The organism is Paracoccus sp. (in: a-proteobacteria) (assembly GCF_047973135.1).
Taxonomy (GTDB): Bacteria; Pseudomonadota; Alphaproteobacteria; order Rhodobacterales; family Rhodobacteraceae; genus Paracoccus.
In genome coordinates, this window is the sequence record NZ_JBKEBL010000065.1 from 1 (window position 1) to 16,557 (window position 16,557).

The window sequence follows — 16,557 nt, forward strand, 5'->3', positions numbered from 1 at the left end:
ACATGCCGGCGCTTGTTGCGATGCGGTATAATCCAGACCTCAAGGCAAAATACGAGGCTCTGCGCGCTGCTGGAAAACCCGCAAAAGTCGCGATCGTTGCAATCATGCGAAAGCTCATCGAAACCGCAAACGCCTTGGTCAAGGCCGACCGCGTGTGGGTTCCAAAAAACGCTTGATCAAAACGGATACTCCACCTCAACACTGAAACGATTGCGTGGTTGACGCGCGAGGGATACCTGCCCGCAACACAGCATTGGGGCGAGTTTCTGCGGCAGAACTATCGCCTTCGGTGTGACACCGAACCGCGCCGCCCGTTCATATTGGTAAGCGTCGGGGTGGTCCCGGACGTCCTGCGCCAGCTTTTCCAGATCGACCTTGCGGGGGCGCCCCTCGCGTGTCGCCATGGGCTCAGGCGACTTCGCCCATCGGGTCAGACTCGCAATCCCGAACGGACAAAACCTGGCGGCGGAAATCAAGTGAATACGTCATGACACACAAATAATCAGTTTAAGGTCTCTTGGCTATATGACGGCCTTCGCCGCAAGAGTCCCAAACACCGTCAGGCCCTCAGAGCCAAATGCGATTCCCCTGCCAAAGGAGCGGTTCCTTGAATAATCATGCCCTCGCCGATCTGGAAAACGCTATCCCCACACGTGCCGCTGAGCAAGTCCCGTATTGAAACGCTCTGCTTGCTCGTGCTGGGCATGATCAGTGCCCGAACAGTCAACCTGACGGCACCCATTTTGCGGGAAAGCGCGGCATGGCAGCCACAAGACGCTGTGTCGTCAGGTGGCGCGGGGCACCGATGACCTGATCTGCCGGGCCATCCTCGACGATGCGGCCCTTGTCCATCACCAGCACCCGGTCACAGATGCCGCGCACCACCGACAGATCATGGCTGATGAACAGATAGGACAGGCCATGGCTGCCGCGCAGACCCGCAAGCAGGTCCAGCACCTGCGCGCGGACCCGGACATCCAGCGCGCTGACCGCCTCGTCCAGCACGATCAGGTCGGGGCGGATGATCAGGGCGCGGGCGATGGCGATGCGCTGACGCTGGCCGCCGCTGAATTCGTGGATATATTTGTGCGCGTCCGGGGCCGTCAGTCCGACCTCTTCCAGCGCCGCGCCGACACGGCTGCGCCAGTCGGGCGGGCGGGTGGTCAGGTGGAACGGCTCGGCCACCAGATTTTCGACCTGCCAGCGCGGATCGAAGCTGCCGAAGGGATCCTGAAAGACGACCTGCATCCGGGCGCGCAATTCGCGTGGCATGGCGCGGCCCGCCATGACCTGCTGCCCGTCCAGCAGAATCCGCCCGCGCTGCAATGGATCGAGGCCCAGGATCGCCCGCGTCAGCGTCGATTTTCCGCATCCGGATTCGCCCACCAGCCCGACGCTTTCGCCCCGGCCGATGGTCAGGCTGACATCATCGACGGCGCGCAGCGCGCCTGTGGCATGGGGCAGGCGGTATTCGCGGGTGGCGTTCTCGATCCGCAGCATCGAAGGGATGCCCTGCGGTTTCTGCCGCGCGGGGGCATGGCGCGAGGCGGCGAAAAGCTGGCGTGTATAGGGATGGGCCTGTGTTCGGAACAGGGTTTCGGTTGCGCCCTCTTCGACGATCCGGCCCGATTTCATCACCGCCACCCGGTCGGCTATCCCCGCCACCAGCGCAAGATCATGGGTGATCAGCAGCAGCGCCATCCCCTCGTCGCGGACCAGCCCCGTCAGCAGATCGAGGATCTGCGCCTGCGTCGTCACATCCAGCGCGGTGGTGGGTTCGTCCGCAATCAGCAGGTCCGGGCGCTCGGCGATGGCAAGGGCGATGGCGACGCGCTGACGCTGCCCGCCCGACAGTTCGTGCGGGTAAAGCGTCAGAGGAAAGCGCGGCGCGGGCAGGCCGACGCGGTCCAGTCTTTCGCGCGCGCGCCCAAGGGCCGGTCCGCGCGCCATACGGTGATGGATGCGCAGAACCTCGGCCACCTGATCGCCGATGGTCATCAGCGGGTTCAGCGCCGTCATCGGTTCCTGAAAGATCATGCCGATACGGCGGCCCCGGATGGCGCAAAGATCGGTCTCGGGCGTGGTCAGCAGATCCTGCCCGTCAAGCAACACCTGCCCGCCGCTGCGCGCGCCCTGCGGCAACAGCCCCATGATCGCCAGCGCCGTCATGGATTTGCCACTGCCGGATTCGCCGACCAGTCCGGTGATCGTGCCGGGGGCCAGCCGCAGATCCACATTGCGCAGCACATCGCCACCGTTGATCAGGACAGACAGGCCGCGGCATTCGATCATTGCAGCGCCCTCAGCCGCGGATCCAGCGCGTCGCGCAATCCGTCGCCCAGCAGGTTCAGGCCCATCACCGTCAGCACGATGCAAAGGCCGGGAACGACGGCGACATGCGGCGCGATGGCGGCCATGGTCTGCGCCTCGGCCAGCATGCGGCCCCAGCTTGGCGTCGGAGGCTGCGCACCGATGCCGATATAGGACAGCCCCGCCTCGGCCAGAATGCCAAGGCTGAACTGTATGGTGCCCTGCACGATCAGCAGGCTGGAGATATTGGGCAGGATATGTTGCAGGCTGATCAGCGCAGGGCCCTTGCCCGCGACCTCGGCGGCGCGGATGTAGTCCAGCGTCCAAAGCGGCATCGCTCCGCCGCGCGTAACGCGGGCAAAGACCGGGATGTTAAAGATGCCGATGGCGATGACCGCATTCATCGCCGATGGCCCGCGCACCGCTGCGATCAGGATCGCGATCACCAGCGAGGGAAAGGCAAAGATCAGGTCGTTGCCGCGCATGACCAGCTCGTCCTGCCAGGTACCGCGACGGGCGGCCGCCAGCAACCCCACAGGAACGCCAAGGCACATGCCGATCCCCGCTGCCGCCAGCGCCACGGAAATCGAGGTTCGCGCGCCGGTCATCGCCATCGACAGGATGTCGCGTCCGAAATGGTCGGTGCCGAACCAATGCGCCGCCGATGGCGATTGCAGCTTGTCGGCGATGGCCATCGCGGCCGGGTCATAGGGCGTCCAGACCAGCGACAGCGCCGCCGCCAGCAATGGCAGCCCCGCCAGCACCGTACCCAGGGTCATCCGTGCCTTCATCCGCGTCTTAGCCTTGGATCGACGGCGGCATAGGCCAGATCGACCAGAAAGGTGACGGCGATGACGCAGGCCACAAGGATCAGTACCGCCGATTGCACAAGGATCAGATCGCGCTGGCTGATGGCCTGAAAGATCATCCGCCCCAGTCCGGGCAGGGAAAAGACGTTCTCGATGATGATTGCTCCGGCCAGAAGAAAGGAAAACTGCATCCCCATGATCGTCAGGACCGGGATCATCGCGTTGCGCAGCGCGTGACGGCGCAGGGTCTGGCCTTGCGTCAGGCCCTTGGCCCGCGCGGTGCGGATATAATCCTGTCCCTGGGTCTCGATCAGCGCGGATCGCAGCACGCGGGCAAGAATCGCCCCCTGCGGCAGAGCCAGCGCGACGGCGGGCAGAATCAGCGCCCGCAGCGCCGCCAGCGGATCGGACCAGCCCGGAAACCCGCCTGCCGGAAGCCATTGCAGACGAACCGCGAACAGCATCATCAAAAGCATCGCGAACCAGAAATTCGGCAGCGCGATGCCAAGCTGCGTGATCCCCATCACCGCCGTATCGCCCGCGCGCCCTTGCCGTGCGGCGGCCAGCATGCCCGCCGGAAAGGCGATGGCACAGGACAGGATCAGCGCCAGCAGCGTCAGCGGCAACGAGACCTGCAACCTGTCTGCCAGCATTCCGGCAATCGGCGTCTTGTAGGTATAGCTTTGCCCGAAATCGCCTTGCAACAGCGCGCCCACCCACTGCGCATAGCGCAAGGGCAGAGGCTGATCGAGCCCCATCTGCTGACGCAGCGCCGCGACGGTGTCGGGCTGTGCCCCGGTTCCAAGCATGAAGCTGGCCGGATCGCCCGGCACCAGTTCGATGACCGAAAAGATCAGGGCCGAGGCCACGATCAGGCTCAGTCCAAGAGAGGTCATCCGGCGCAGTACGTAACGCAACATATGGCGACGCTAATCCGCCTCTTGTCTGCGGTAAAGCGCCTTGCGACCGGACTATCCCTTGGGATGGAGGGAAGATTTCGTGACCGAATCGTGGTTTCATCGAAGGATCGGGAACCACGCCCGGTCCTGTCGGTTGCGGTTACGCGGATCCCGTGGGTCTGACGGCCCGATATCGGCGGTTTCCGGGCAAACCGCTTCGGTTTTTTTGGAAGAAATTTGAAAGCGATTTAGATTCTGCTGTTCAGCAGAGAGACGGGAAGAGGAAGATGCAAATGTCAATAAATATTGATAAAAATATGGGAATGGGTGCCATGAGGAAAAAAAACCTGGCTTCCATGAACAGGTTCAGGGGGGTAATGACGAAAAAAATGACAAGCGCTTTGACAAAAGCGGGGAAATCCGTCATAAATGTTAGCGATATCGGCCGGACGTCCGTGACGATTCCGGACCGGAACGGGAGGAAGACGTGAAAACCATATTGTTCTCATCCGCCGCCATGGCGGCCTTGTTCGTCGGTGCCGCGCAGGCCGAGATGATCATCCAGCCGGGCAGCGACGACCGCATCAACTGGCAAAGCCTTGAGGATTTCAAGGCCGCGCATACGGGTCTGGAAGGCCAGTCCTTCAACCTGCTGGCGCCCTGGCTTGGCCCCGATCAGGAACTGTTCACCTCGCTTCTGCCCTATTTCGAAGAGGCGACCGGCGCGACCGTCAATTATTCCGGTTCGGACAGTTTCGAACAGCAGATCGTGATTGACAGCGAGGCGGGCTCTCCTCCTGATATGGCGGTGTTTCCGCAGCCGGGTCTGGCTGCCGACCTGGCGAAAAAGGGGCATCTGAAGCCCTTGCCGGACGGTGCAGCGCAGTGGCTGCACGATAACTACGCCGCAGGCGACAGTTGGGCCCGGCTGGGCACCTATGCCGGGCCGGACGGGGCCGAGCATGTCTATGCCTTTCCGTTCAAGGCCGATCTGAAATCGCTGGTCTGGTATGTCCCCGAGAATTTCGAGGATGCCGGCTACGAGGTGCCGGCCACGTATGAGGAGCTGAAGGCGCTGACCGAACAGATCGCGGCGGATGGCGAAACGCCGTGGTGCATTGGACTGGGTTCCGGCGGGGCGACCGGCTGGCCCGCGACCGACTGGGTCGAGGATCTGATGCTGCGCATGAACACGCCCGAGGATTACGACGGCTGGACGACGAATGCCTTGCCGTTCAACGACCCAAAGGTGGTGAAGGCCATCGAGGAATTCGGCTGGTTCGCGAAGAATGACGGCTTTGTCTCGGGCGGCGCGGCCTCGGTCGCCTCGACCGATTTCCGCGACAGCCCGAAGGGCCTGTTTGGCAGCCCCCCGGCCTGCTACATGCATCGTCAGGCCAGCTTTATCCCGTCCTTTTTTCCGGACGGGACCGTGGTGGGCGAGGATGCCGATTTCTTCTATTTCCCGGCCCCGGCGGATGGCAGCGTTGGCCAGCCGGTTCTGGGCGGTGGCACGATGTTCGCGCTGCTGACCGACAACCCGGCGGCGGCGGCCTTTGTCGATTTCCTGAAAACGCCCGCCGCGCATGAAATCTGGATGGCACAATCAGGCTTTCTTACGCCGTTCAAGGGCGCGAATACCGACGCCTATGCCGACGACATGCAACGGAAGATGGGCCATATCCTGCTGGATGCGACGACTTTCCGCTTTGACGGCTCGGATCTGATGCCGGGCGCCATCGGCGCGGGGGCGTTCTGGACCGGCATGGTCGATTTCGTCGGCGGCAAATCCGCGCAAGAGGTCGCCGACCAGATCCAGCAGACCTGGACCACGATCAGGTAACGGGATCTGCCCGCAATCCGCAACGGTGCGTTTGCCGCGCCGTTGCATCGCAGCAAGGGGGGGGGAAGGGATGGAACTTCTGTGGCTGGCCGTCAGCACCATCGCTGTCGGTGTATTCGGTTGCGTCGCCTGGTTCTGGGGATCGAACATGATCCTGGACGCGATCTATCCGCCGCGCGGCGCGAATGCCGGCGACAATATCCGCAAGGCCAATCAGATCCGGCCCTGGCTGTTTCTGGGCCCGGCGCTGATCTTTCTGGGCGTCTATCTGGTCTATCCGGTTATCGACAGCTTCTGGCGGTCGCTGCACAGCGCCGACGGGAACCGGTTTGTGGGCGGTGACAATTACGGCTGGCTGGTCGGCGACGGCAAGTTCCGCGAATCGATGCGAAACAACATGCTGTGGCTGCTGGTCGTACCGGCGCTGTCCACGCTGTTCGGGCTGATCGCGGCGCAACTGACCGACCGGCTGAGATGGGGCAATATCGGCAAGTCGCTGATCTTCATGCCGATGGCCATCAGCTTTGTCGGTGCGGGGGTCATCTGGAAATTCATTTATGAATACCGCGACGCGGATCAGGATCAGATCGGGCTGCTGAACTGGATCGTGACGAACCTGGGCGGCGATCCGCAGCTTTGGCTGACGCTGATCCCGTGGAACAACTTTTTCCTGATGGTGGTGCTGGTCTGGATCCAGACGGGTTTCGCCATGGTGATCCTGTCGGCAGCGCTGCGCGGCATCCCCGAGGAAACCATCGAGGCGGCAATTCTGGACGGTGCCTCGCCCTGGCAGGTCTTTTACCGGATCAAGGTGCCGCAGATCATGGGCACCATCGCCGTGGTCTGGACGACGATCACAATCACTGTGCTGAAGGTGTTCGATATCGTCTTTGTGATGACCAACGGCCAGTGGGGAACACAGGTTCTGGCGAACCTGATGTATGACTGGATGTTCCGCGGAACGCCCGACTATGGGCGCGGCTCGGCCATCGCCATCGTGCTGATGATCCTGGTGACGCCGATCATGATTTGGAACATCCGCAACGTGCACAGGGAGGTTCGCTGATGGAGGGCATGGCCGGACAGAAATCGACCCTGACATGGGCTGTCAACATCTCGGCTTTGCTGCTGGTGTTGCTGTGGACCATCCCGACACTGGGGCTGTTCGTGTCGTCCTTTCGCGACCGCGACCAGATTTCCCTGACCGGCTGGTGGCAGTCCTTTTCCGCATCCGAAAAGACGGGCTTTGTCCGCTCGGGCACCGGGGATGACGCGAAACAGGTGGATGGCCTTTATGTCATCGAGGGCAGCGCGCTTGAGGGCGATCAGACGCTGATCGCCTGGGGCACGAATGCCCGCGCGCCCGGCGAATTTGCGCCCGGAGACACCGCCACGACCAAAGAGGGCTGGCAACTGACCGTCGGGCAGGATGGCAATTACCGGCTGACATCGCCCACCCCGTTCGAGATGCGCCGGGGCGAGCGGATTTTCACCACAACCGAAACTCCGCCGAAATTCACGACCGGGAATTATGGCCGCGTGCTGACCGCCGAGGGTCTGGGCCGGGCCTTCATGAACACGCTGACGGTGACGATTCCGGCGACGGTCATCCCGATCCTGATCGCGGCTTTCGCGGCCTATGCGCTGGCCTGGATGGAGTTTCCGGGCCGCGCCCTGCTGACCGCAGCCGTGGTCGGTTTGCTGGTCGTGCCATTGCAGGTCTCGCTGATCCCGCTGTTGCGGCTGCATAACGACTTGGGTATCGGCAAGGGCTATCTGGGGATATGGCTGGCCCATACCGGCTTTGGCCTGCCGCTGGCGATCTATCTGCTGCGGAATTACATGGCGGGTCTGCCGCGCGAGGTGATCGAAAGCGCCCGCGTCGATGGCGCCACCGAGTTCCAGATTTTCCGCCGCATCATCCTGCCCCTGTCCTTCCCGGCGCTGGCCTCTTTCGCGATCTTTCAGTTCCTGTGGGTCTGGAACGATCTTCTGGTGGCGACCGTGTTTCTTGGCAACACGCCGCAGCAACTGGTCATGACCGGTGTCCTTCGCGAGCTGATGGGCTCGAAGGGCGGGGAATGGGAAATTCTTGCGACATCGGCATTCATCTCGATCTCGGTGCCGCTGATCGTGTTCTTTGCAATGCAGAAATACCTGGTGCGCGGTCTGTTGGCCGGCTCGGTGAAGGGTGGTTGACGTGAAAGACAACGTGGCAAACTGGTGGAAGGGCGGGGTAATCTATCAGATTTATCCGCGCAGCTTTCAGGATACGACGGGGGACGGCATCGGTGATCTGGCCGGGATCGCGCAGCGCCTGCCCTATGTCGCGTCGCTGGGGGTGGATGCGATCTGGATTTCGCCCTTCTTTACATCGCCGATGAAGGATTTCGGTTATGATGTCAGCGATTATCGCGGCATCGACCCGATCTTTGGAACGATGGAGGATTTCGACGCGCTGATCACGCGGGCGCATGATCTGGGCCTGAAGGTGATGATCGACCTGGTTCTGTCGCACAGCTCGGACCAGCATCCATGGTTCGCCGAAAGCCGCGCCAGCCGCGACAACGCGCGGGCCGACTGGTATGTCTGGGCCGATCCAAAGCCCGACGGCACCCCGCCGACGAACTGGCTGTCGATCTTTGGCGGCAGTGCCTGGCAATGGGATGCACGGCGCGAGCAGTACTATCTGCACAATTTCCTGACCTCGCAGCCTGACCTGAATTTTCACAACTCCGACATGCGCGAGGCCCTGCTGGAGATGACGCGCTTCTGGCTGGAAAAGGGCGTGGACGGATTCCGTCTGGATACGGTGAATTTCTATTTCCATGACGCAGAACTGCGCGACAACCCGCCCCTGCCGCCCGAATTGCGCAGGTCGGACACGGCCCCGGCGGTCAACCCGTATAACCACCAAAGCCACCGCTATGACAAATCCCGGCCCGAAAACCTGGCCTTTCTGGAACAGTTCAACGCGCTGCTTGCCGAATACGGTGCCGCCTCGGTCGGCGAGATCGGCGACAGCGAGCGCGGGCTGGAATTGCTTGAGGAATATACCGGCACGCCGCAGGGGGTTCCCAGCAGGCGGTTGCAGATGTCCTATGTGTTCGACTTCCTGTCAGGTGACAGCCTGTCCGCCAGCCGGATCGTGCAGGTCTTTCACGACATGCAGGCCGTCGCGCCGAATGCCTGGCCCTGCTGGGCGATGTCGAACCATGATGTCGTGCGCCATGTCAGCCGCTGGAACCTGTCCGATCAGGCGGCACGGGCCTATGTGACGCTGTTGATCTGCCTGCGCGGCTCGGTCTGCCTCTATCAGGGCGAGGAACTGGGCCTGCCCGAGGCCGACCTGCGCTTTGAGGATCTGCGCGATCCCTATGGCATCGAGTTCTGGCCCGAATTCAAGGGCCGCGACGGGTGCCGGACGCCAATGGTCTGGGATGGCGGCGCGAATGGCGGGTTTTCGGCTGGGGTGCCATGGCTGCCGGTCCCGGATGGGCATCTGCAACGCGGCGTCGCCACGCAAGAGGCTGATGACGGCTCGCTTTTGCATCACTATCGCCGGGCTATCGCGCTGCGCGCACGGCATGTCGCGCTGCGAACGGGCGAACTGACCGGAATGACCGCCACGGGCCCGGTGCTTGGCTTCTGCCGGTCCGACGGCACCGAAACCCTGCATGTCCGTGCCAATCTGTCCGATGCCGAGGCGGATGGGCTGGCACCGTGGCAGGTCACGATCATGGAAGGTTAAAGAGAGGGGGCGACACAAGATGGCCGATCTGAGTTTGAAGGATGTGGCAAAGTCCTATGGCGATGTCGAGGTTCTGCGGCATATCGATCTCGACATCAAATCCGGCGAGTTCATCGTGTTTGTCGGGCCTTCCGGCTGCGGCAAATCCACGCTTTTGCGGATGATCGCGGGGCTGGAACGTATCAGCGGCGGCGATTTCCACATTGACGGGCAACGGATGAACGACATCCCGCCCAGTCAACGGGGCATCGCGATGGTGTTTCAGTCCTATGCGCTGTACCCGCATATGACCGTGCGCGACAACATGGCCTTTGCCCTGCAAATCGCCGGCAAGTCGAAACAGGAAATCCGCGAGGCCACCGACCGCGCCGGCAAGATGCTGCAACTGACACCCTATCTGGACCGCCTGCCCAAGGCCCTTTCCGGCGGTCAGCGTCAGCGCGTCGCCATCGGCCGGGCCATCGTGCGCGACCCCAAGGTCTATCTGTTCGACGAACCTCTGTCGAATCTGGATGCCGCGCTGCGCGTGGCCACCCGGATCGAACTGGCGCAGCTCAAGGCGTCGATGCCCGACCGGACCATGATCTATGTCACCCATGACCAGACCGAGGCGATGACGCTGGCCGACCGGATCGTCGTGCTGGCGGGTGGCGGCATTGCGCAGGTGGGTGCGCCGCTGGAACTGTATGAACGGCCGATGACCGAATTCGTGGCGCAGTTCATCGGCTCTCCGGCGATGAACCTGCTGCCGGGCAGGGTGGCCGCGACCGGCGACAGCACCGTCGTGCAGCTTGACGGCGGCGGTACTGCCCGCGTCGCCATCCCCACCCGTGCCGAGGATGAGGGGATGCAGGTCAATCTGGGCGTCCGCCCCGAGGATATGGTCGCCAGTGGCGGCGACGATTACCTGTACGAGGGCAGGGTCGATCTGACCGAAGCCCTGGGCGAGGTCACGCTGCTGTATTTCGGCACGTCGGGGCAGGGGGCTCCGGTGATTGCCAAGCTGCCGGGCATCAACCCGAACCTTGCGGGCAAGTCCGTGCGCCTGTCCGCCGCGCCCACATCGCTGCACCTGTTCCATCAGGGGCAGTCGCTGTTGTATCGCGACGGCCCCCCGCCGCCTTATACGCCGCGCAGCGCGGCGGAATAGCGGCTCAGCGCGATTTCGGCGACCGGGCGGGTGGCTGCGCGCAGCCAGTCGCGCGCCGTGACCCGCGTCTCCAGCCGTTCGCGGACCATCCGGTGATAGTCGTCGATCCACGCCGTTTCGAAAGGGGTCAGCATCGCCGGATCGGTCAGGCTCAGGTCGATTGGCACCAGTGTCAGCGAGGCAAAGCGGCAGAAACCCGGCCCGTCGGCGATGACCTCGACCTGATTTTCGATGCGGATGCCAAAGGCTCCGGCGCGATAGAAACCGGGCTCGACCGTCATGATCGTGCCGGGCACAAGCCCGTGGGGATTGGCCTGTTTCGCAAAGCGGTGCGGGTATTCATGCACCAGCAGGTTATGGCCGACTCCGTGTCCGGTGCCGTGGTCGTAATCCAGCCCCAGATCCCACAAGGGCCGCCGGGCAAAGGCGTCAAGTTGATGGCCCGTCGTCCCCTGCGGAAAGCGCGCCGAGATCAGCCCGATGAACCCCCGCAGAACTGCGGTACAGGCCCGCCGCAGCTCGGGCGTGGCGGGGCCGAACATCATCGTGCGGGTGATGTCGGTCGTGCCGGTGTCGTATTGCCCGCCGGAATCGACCAGATAGGGCGCGTCATGGCCAATTGCAAAGGTGCTGCCCGGCGCGGCGGCATAGTGGCACATCGCCGCGTTCGCCCCCGCCGCTGATATGGTGCGAAAGCTGTCCTCGTGAAAGCCGGGCTGTGCGGCGCGGCAGGCATGCAGCCGCGCCTCGGCCTGAAGCTCGGTCACAGGGCCGGAGGCGGCGGCCTCTGACAGCCATGCCAGAAATTCGACCATCGCCACGCCATCCGCCAGGTGGCAATCGCGGAATCCCTGCAATTCGGCCGGGTTTTTCAGCGCCTTGGCCAGCGTGACCGGGTCCGGTGACTCGATCAGCCGCCCGCCCGCGCCAGTGATCGCCTGCGCGACGGCGGCCGGGGCGAAATCGGGGTCGATCAACGCGGTCTTGCCGGGGGCCAGCGCGGCAAGACGTGGCAGGAAGGCGTCGGGCGCTGCCAGAGTGACGCCGCTGATCGCGCCCGAGCCCGGCTTGGAGGGATCGACGAACCATTCGGCCCGGCCATCGGCATGCAGGATCAGGAAGGAATGCGGCACCGGGTTCATCGGCACGTCCGAGCCACGGATGTTCAGCAGCCAGGCGATATTGTCGGGCTGGGTTTCGGCCAGAAAATCCGCGCCCTTGCCGCGCAGGGTCGCGGCGATGCGGGTGGTCTTGGCGGTGCTTTCCTCGCCCGTCAGGGCGTCGGGCAGGCTGCGCACCGGCCCAAGCGGCGGGGCAGGGCGGTCGGGCCAGATGCGGTCAAACGGATCGGTCTCAAGCGCGGTCAGTTCCGCACCTGCGCCCGCGCATCCGGCGGCAAGATTGCGGAACTGCGTCACGCTGACGCGCATCGCGTCGATCCCGATCCGCATGCCGGGCGCGGCATGGTCGCGCAGCCAGTCCTGCGGCGGGGCGTCATGCAGGTGGCCCATGCTCCATTCTGCCGGATCGACCTCGTGCCGGACCTGCACCTGATAGCGGCCATCGACAAAGATCACCGCCCGCTCCTGCGTCACCACCGCCATCCCGGCCGAGCCGGTAAAGCCCGTCAGCCAGCGCAGGCAATCGTCGCGCGGGGCCGTCACCTCGCTTTGATGGGCGTCGGTGCGGGGCACGACGATACCGTCCAGCCCAAGCGTGGCCAGTTCGGCGCGAAGGTGAGCAAGGTGGTTCATTCCAGCGCGCCGCCCCGGTCGCCGACCATGCGCAGCAGCGTGGCGAAAACCGCGCTGTCCTGCCGGATGCCGTCATGTTCATGGCTGTTGGTGATCCAGTGGGTCAGGTTGCCGACCCGGCCCGCCGTGTCCAGCGACAGGCCCTGATCGACGAACATGTCGTCGTGATAGATCACCGCCGCCACCGGCACCTCGTTCGCGGACAGCCGGGCGGGGTCGTAAAGCGCCGTATGGACGGGCCGCCGGGCCAGTGCCGTGGCTGACTCGCGGAAGGGCCGCAGCGAGGCGATGTCGTCGAACATCCAAGGATAGATCATCTCTCCGGTCAGCAGAAAGGGCCGCGCGGACGGATCGAAGCCGGGAAATTCGTCACGGATGCGATGCGCGGCCCAATCGGTCGCGCCCTCGCCCTGGCCATAGATCGCCTCGTGGATGGCCGCGAAAAGCTGACGGCCATGATAGGTGGTCAGCTCCATCGCGCGGGCAAGGAATGTGTCGGTCAGGCGGTCATCGGCGTCGAATGCCTCGTCGATCAGCCAGTGGATCACCTCGGCCCCGTCACCCATGCCCAGATCGATGCCGATGGTCTGGAACCGGCGCGCGGTCAGCCGGTCGCCATCGGGCAGGCGGATATCGTCGGATTGCAGCAGATCGGCGATCCGCGCCAGCCGGGCCGCGTCCTGAGGATAGCGGCGGTGATAGGCAGCATTCTTGGCCAGCACGCGCGGATAGGTCAGGCGATAGACATCGTCGGCCCGCGCGTTCAGTCCCGGCAGCCCGCCCGCGACGTAACAGGCCGACAGGCCCTGCGGCGCAAGGCTGAGATAGGTCAGTGTCAGGAACCCGCCATAGCTTTGCCCCAGCGTCTGCCAGCGTTTGCCGCCGAACAGCGCCTGTCGCAAATGGTCGAAATCGGCGACGATGGAATCGGCGCGGAAAAGGGCCAGATAGTCACCGCCGGCCTCGCCCTGCGCGGCGATGACCTGCGGCAGGATCGGGCTGGACCGGCCCGTGCCGCGCTGATCGGGCAGGATGACGCGGTGGGTTTTCAGCGCCTCGCGCAGCCATGGCGCACCGCCGCCGCGCATGGGCCGGGGCGATTTGCCGCCCGGCCCGCCTTGCAGAAAGCACAGCACCGGCAGATCCTGACCAGCGCGGGCGGCATCCACCACCTCGCGGGCGAACAGTTTGATCGTCGGCCCGCCGGGCTGTGCCCAGTCCAGCGGCACGTCGATCATGTGGTCGCGGATGCGCAGACCGGGGATGGTATATTCGGCAATGGGCATGTGGTTCACCGGACTCGGGGGTCGAGAAGCATGTAAAGCAGATCGACGATGATATTCGCAAGCACGATGAACAGCCCGCCCAGCAGGACCACGCCGATGATGATCGGCCGGTCCTGATTGGCCACCGCCTGCACAGCCAGCGCGCCCACGCCTTGCAGGCCATAGACCTGCTCGATCACGATGGCACCGCCCAGCAGCAGGGCGATATCGGCGCCAAGCTGCGTGACCAGCGGCGTCAGCGCCGCGCGCATGCCGTGTTTCCACGTCACCGCGCGTTCGGACAGACCCTTGGCGCGGGCGGTGCGGATGTAATCCTCGCCCATCACCTCAAGCATCTGGCCGCGCGTCAGCCGGGCATAAAAGGCCGCCATGGTCAGCGCCAGCGTCATCCAGGGCAGGATCATGTGCCAGGCCCAGATCAGCGGATCACGGCTGATCGGCTTGTAGCCCCCCGGCGGGAACAGCGTGAACCCGGCCTGCTTGGGCAGGAAATACAGCAGATACAGCGACATCATTCCCAGCACGAAGGTCGGAAAACTAAGTCCGGTCAGGATGAAGCCCTGTCCCATCCGGTCGCGCAGGCTGCCAGGATGGCGGGCCGACATGATGCCGATGGGCAGACCGATGGCCAGCCAGATCAGCACCGCCCCCGACACCAGCGAAACGGTCGCGGGTATGCGCCGCACGATGATGTCAGCCACCGGACGGCGCGAGCGATAGGAATAACCCAGATCGCCTTGCGCCGCATTGCCCAGAAAGCGGACATACTGTTCCGTGATGGGCCGATCCACGCCGATATTCCGGCGGATCTGTTCAAGCTGTTGCTCGGTCGCCTTGTCGCCCGCGATCATCCGCGCCGGATCGCCGGGCGCGACATAGAACAGCAGAAAGACAAAGGTGGACAGCACCAGCAGCACCATCGCCCCAAAGGCCAGACGGCGGGCAAGAAAGCGGATCATCGGTCAACCCTCCTTTGGCTTGCGCTTGAGCCGCGCGGCGGTGCGGGCGCTTTTCGGATCCAGCGCGTCGCGCAGCCCGTCGCCCAGAATATTGAAGGCCAGCGTCGTCGCCAGCAGCGCCAGCCCCGGCACGAAAACCATCCACCATGCCACCAGATACAACGAGTTCGACGAGGCATCCGCCAGCATCCCGCCCCAGCTTGGCGTCGGCGGCACGATGCCCATGCCAAGAAAGGACAGCGTCGCCTCGAACACGATGGCGCTGGGGATCATCATCGTGGTGTAGACGATGATCGGCACGGACAGGTTGGGCAGGATGTCCACCACCATGATCGACAGCGGCCCGGCCCCCAGCGACTTGCTGGCCTGCACGAATTCCTGCCGGCGCAGCGATATGACCTGCCCCCGGATCACCCGCGCCATTGCGGCCCAGCTAAAGAACACGATGACCGTGACGCTTAGCATCAGGCTTGGTCCCATGACCGAAACCAGCGCCAGCGCACACAGCAGGAAGGGCACGCTCATCACCAGATCGATCAGGCGGCTCAGCAGCGTATCGACCCAACCGCCGAAATAGCCCGCCGTCGTGCCCACGATCACGGCGATGCAGGACGCTGCCAGCGAAGCCAGCACCCCCACCAGCAGCGACACCCGCGCGCCATAGGCCAGCCGTACAAGCACGTCGCGGCCCAATTGGTCGGTGCCCAGCCAGAACTCGGCATTCGGGCCGACCGGAATGCCCATCGGGGTCAGGCCGGTGTCGCGGAATTGCCGGATCGGGGAATGGCCGGTCATCTGCGCGACCAGCGGCGCGAATACCGCCAGCAGCACCACAAGGACTATTACGCACAGCGCGATCAGGCTGGCCCGGTCGCGGGCCAGCCGGCGCATCGTCAGCTCCAGCGAACTGCGCTGGACGATGGCGGTTGCGGGATCGTCGCGATCCTGGGTCGTTACGGTCACAGGGCCACCTCGCGCGTTTCGGTCAGATGCCGGTTCAGATCGCCCCGGATCGCGGGCGGCGACTTGCTGGCCCCCAGCAGCACCCGTGTATAGGGATGCTGCGGCGCGTCGAATATCTGTTCGGCAAGGCCCGTCTCGACGATCTGCCCGCCCTGCATCACCGCGATCCGGTCGCAGACATGGCGCACCACGGTCAGGTCGTGGCTGATGAACAGATAGGTCAGCCCCAGCTTTTGCTGCAATTCGCGCAGCAGGTTCAGGATCTGCGCCTGAATCGACACATCCAGCGCCGAGACGGGTTCATCGCAGATGATCAGCGCGGGGTTCAGGGCCAGCGCGCGGGCAATGCCGATACGCTGCCGCTGGCCACCGGAAAATTCCGACGGAAAGCGGTTGTAATGTTCCGGGTTCAGGCCGACCATCTCCATCAGGTCGCGGACCTTACCCCTGCGGTCCTCGCCCCGCGCGAGGCCGTGCAGGCGGAACGGATCGCCGATGATCGAGCCGACCCGCCGTTTCGGGTTCAGCGAGCCGAAGGGATCCTGAAAGACGATCTGCACCTCGCGGCGCAATGCGCGCCAGCCGGTGGCGTCCAGCCCGCCCAGATCCTGCCCCAGCAACGCGACCTTGCCCCGCGTCGCGGGCGTCAGCCCGGCGATGACCCGCGCCAGCGTCGATTTCCCGCAGCCGCTTTCGCCGACCAGCCCGACCGTCTCGCCTCGCGTGACGGTCAGGTCGATGCCCTTGAGGACGTTCAGGCTTTGCGCCTTGCCCAGAAAGCTTTCGACCCGATAGGTCAGATGCACATCGCGTATCTCGACCACGGTTTCGGC

The 16,557-nt window shown here is 64.1% G+C and carries 14 protein-coding genes and 1 pseudogene; 6 read left to right on the forward strand and 9 right to left on the reverse strand.

The genetic code is table 11. The annotated features are described in order from the left end of the window. Positions 1 to 176, forward strand: a pseudogene (locus ACK5L9_RS05515) (IS110 family transposase); the annotation flags it as partial. Here the strand turns inward: ACK5L9_RS05515 and ACK5L9_RS05520 are convergent. From ACK5L9_RS05520 to ACK5L9_RS05535, 4 genes are all read right to left on the reverse strand, one after another. Next, positions 177 to 476, reverse strand: a complete 300-nt coding sequence (locus ACK5L9_RS05520; RefSeq protein WP_416910455.1) for an IS630 transposase-related protein — start codon at positions 474 to 476, stop codon at positions 177 to 179. A 247-nt stretch (positions 477 to 723) separates the two neighbouring features. Next, positions 724 to 2,292 carry an ABC transporter ATP-binding protein gene (locus ACK5L9_RS05525; RefSeq protein ID WP_416910456.1) on the reverse strand — a complete coding sequence of 523 codons (1,569 nt, stop codon included), beginning with the start codon at positions 2,290 to 2,292 and terminating at the stop codon, positions 724 to 726. Continuing rightward, positions 2,289 to 3,101, reverse strand: coding sequence for an ABC transporter permease (locus ACK5L9_RS05530; protein WP_416910457.1), 813 nt, complete (start codon positions 3,099 to 3,101; stop codon positions 2,289 to 2,291). The genes ACK5L9_RS05525 and ACK5L9_RS05530 overlap by 4 nt, the downstream gene beginning before the upstream one ends. After that, on the reverse strand, positions 3,098 to 4,039 hold the full coding sequence (locus tag ACK5L9_RS05535; protein WP_416910458.1) for an ABC transporter permease: 942 nt from the start codon (positions 4,037 to 4,039) through the stop codon (positions 3,098 to 3,100). The genes ACK5L9_RS05530 and ACK5L9_RS05535 overlap by 4 nt, the downstream gene beginning before the upstream one ends. A gap of 466 nt (positions 4,040 to 4,505) precedes the next feature. On the opposite strand from ACK5L9_RS05535, the gene ACK5L9_RS05540 reads away from it, so the two are divergent. From ACK5L9_RS05540 to ACK5L9_RS05560, 5 genes are all read left to right on the forward strand, one after another. Further along, complete coding sequence (locus ACK5L9_RS05540; protein ID WP_416910459.1) at positions 4,506 to 5,861, forward strand: ABC transporter substrate-binding protein; 1,356 nt, start codon at positions 4,506 to 4,508, stop codon at positions 5,859 to 5,861. A 70-nt stretch (positions 5,862 to 5,931) separates the two neighbouring features. After that, positions 5,932 to 6,927: a carbohydrate ABC transporter permease gene (locus tag ACK5L9_RS05545; protein WP_416910460.1), complete on the forward strand. Its 996-nt coding sequence runs from the start codon at positions 5,932 to 5,934 to the stop codon at positions 6,925 to 6,927. Further along, positions 6,927 to 8,060, forward strand: coding sequence for a carbohydrate ABC transporter permease (locus tag ACK5L9_RS05550; RefSeq protein WP_416910461.1), 1,134 nt, complete (start codon positions 6,927 to 6,929; stop codon positions 8,058 to 8,060). Before ACK5L9_RS05545 ends, ACK5L9_RS05550 begins: the two co-directional genes overlap by 1 nt. A 1-nt stretch (position 8,061) precedes the next feature. Further along, complete coding sequence (locus ACK5L9_RS05555) at positions 8,062 to 9,612, forward strand: alpha-amylase family glycosyl hydrolase (RefSeq protein WP_416910462.1); 1,551 nt, start codon at positions 8,062 to 8,064, stop codon at positions 9,610 to 9,612. A gap of 19 nt (positions 9,613 to 9,631) precedes the next feature. Beyond that, positions 9,632 to 10,762: an ABC transporter ATP-binding protein gene (locus tag ACK5L9_RS05560; RefSeq protein ID WP_416910463.1), complete on the forward strand. Its 1,131-nt coding sequence runs from the start codon at positions 9,632 to 9,634 to the stop codon at positions 10,760 to 10,762. Here ACK5L9_RS05560 and ACK5L9_RS05565 read toward each other — a convergent pair. From ACK5L9_RS05565 to ACK5L9_RS05585, 5 genes are all read right to left on the reverse strand, one after another. Continuing rightward, positions 10,735 to 12,516: an aminopeptidase P family protein gene (locus tag ACK5L9_RS05565; RefSeq protein ID WP_416910464.1), complete on the reverse strand. Its 1,782-nt coding sequence runs from the start codon at positions 12,514 to 12,516 to the stop codon at positions 10,735 to 10,737. The two genes, ACK5L9_RS05560 and ACK5L9_RS05565, sit on opposite strands and share 28 nt — an antisense overlap. Beyond that, complete coding sequence (locus ACK5L9_RS05570; RefSeq protein WP_416910465.1) at positions 12,513 to 13,802, reverse strand: alpha/beta fold hydrolase; 1,290 nt, start codon at positions 13,800 to 13,802, stop codon at positions 12,513 to 12,515. The genes ACK5L9_RS05565 and ACK5L9_RS05570 overlap by 4 nt, the downstream gene beginning before the upstream one ends. 5 nt (positions 13,803 to 13,807) lie before the next feature. Then, the gene (locus ACK5L9_RS05575; protein ID WP_416910466.1) at positions 13,808 to 14,761 is read right to left on the reverse strand and encodes an ABC transporter permease; all 954 of its coding nucleotides are present in this window, start codon (positions 14,759 to 14,761) and stop codon (positions 13,808 to 13,810) included. 3 nt (positions 14,762 to 14,764) lie between these two features. Beyond that, a complete protein-coding gene (locus ACK5L9_RS05580) occupies positions 14,765 to 15,724 on the reverse strand; it encodes an ABC transporter permease (RefSeq protein WP_416910467.1) in 960 nt (319 codons plus the stop codon). Continuing rightward, positions 15,721 to 16,557, reverse strand: an 837-nt coding sequence (locus tag ACK5L9_RS05585) for an ATP-binding cassette domain-containing protein (RefSeq protein ID WP_416910468.1), incomplete at its 5' end; no start/stop codon positions are given. The genes ACK5L9_RS05580 and ACK5L9_RS05585, both read right to left, overlap by 4 nt.

Bases quoted from the DNA above. Each gene is read 5' to 3' on its own strand.
- ACK5L9_RS05560 (WP_416910463.1), top strand. From the start codon at position 9,632: ATGGCCGATCTGAGTTTGAAGGATGTGGCAAAGTCCTATGGCGATGTC.
- ACK5L9_RS05570 (WP_416910465.1), bottom strand. From the start codon at position 13,802: ATGCCCATTGCCGAATATACCATCCCCGGTCTGCGCATCCGCGACCAC.
- ACK5L9_RS05530 (WP_416910457.1), bottom strand. From the start codon at position 3,101: ATGAAGGCACGGATGACCCTGGGTACGGTGCTGGCGGGGCTGCCATTG.
- ACK5L9_RS05535 (WP_416910458.1), bottom strand. From the start codon at position 4,039: ATGTTGCGTTACGTACTGCGCCGGATGACCTCTCTTGGACTGAGCCTG.
- ACK5L9_RS05545 (WP_416910460.1), top strand. From the start codon at position 5,932: ATGGAACTTCTGTGGCTGGCCGTCAGCACCATCGCTGTCGGTGTATTC.
- ACK5L9_RS05565 (WP_416910464.1), bottom strand. From the start codon at position 12,516: ATGAACCACCTTGCTCACCTTCGCGCCGAACTGGCCACGCTTGGGCTG.
- ACK5L9_RS05550 (WP_416910461.1), top strand. From the start codon at position 6,927: ATGGAGGGCATGGCCGGACAGAAATCGACCCTGACATGGGCTGTCAAC.
- ACK5L9_RS05525 (WP_416910456.1), bottom strand. From the start codon at position 2,292: ATGATCGAATGCCGCGGCCTGTCTGTCCTGATCAACGGTGGCGATGTG.
- ACK5L9_RS05575 (WP_416910466.1), bottom strand. From the start codon at position 14,761: ATGATCCGCTTTCTTGCCCGCCGTCTGGCCTTTGGGGCGATGGTGCTG.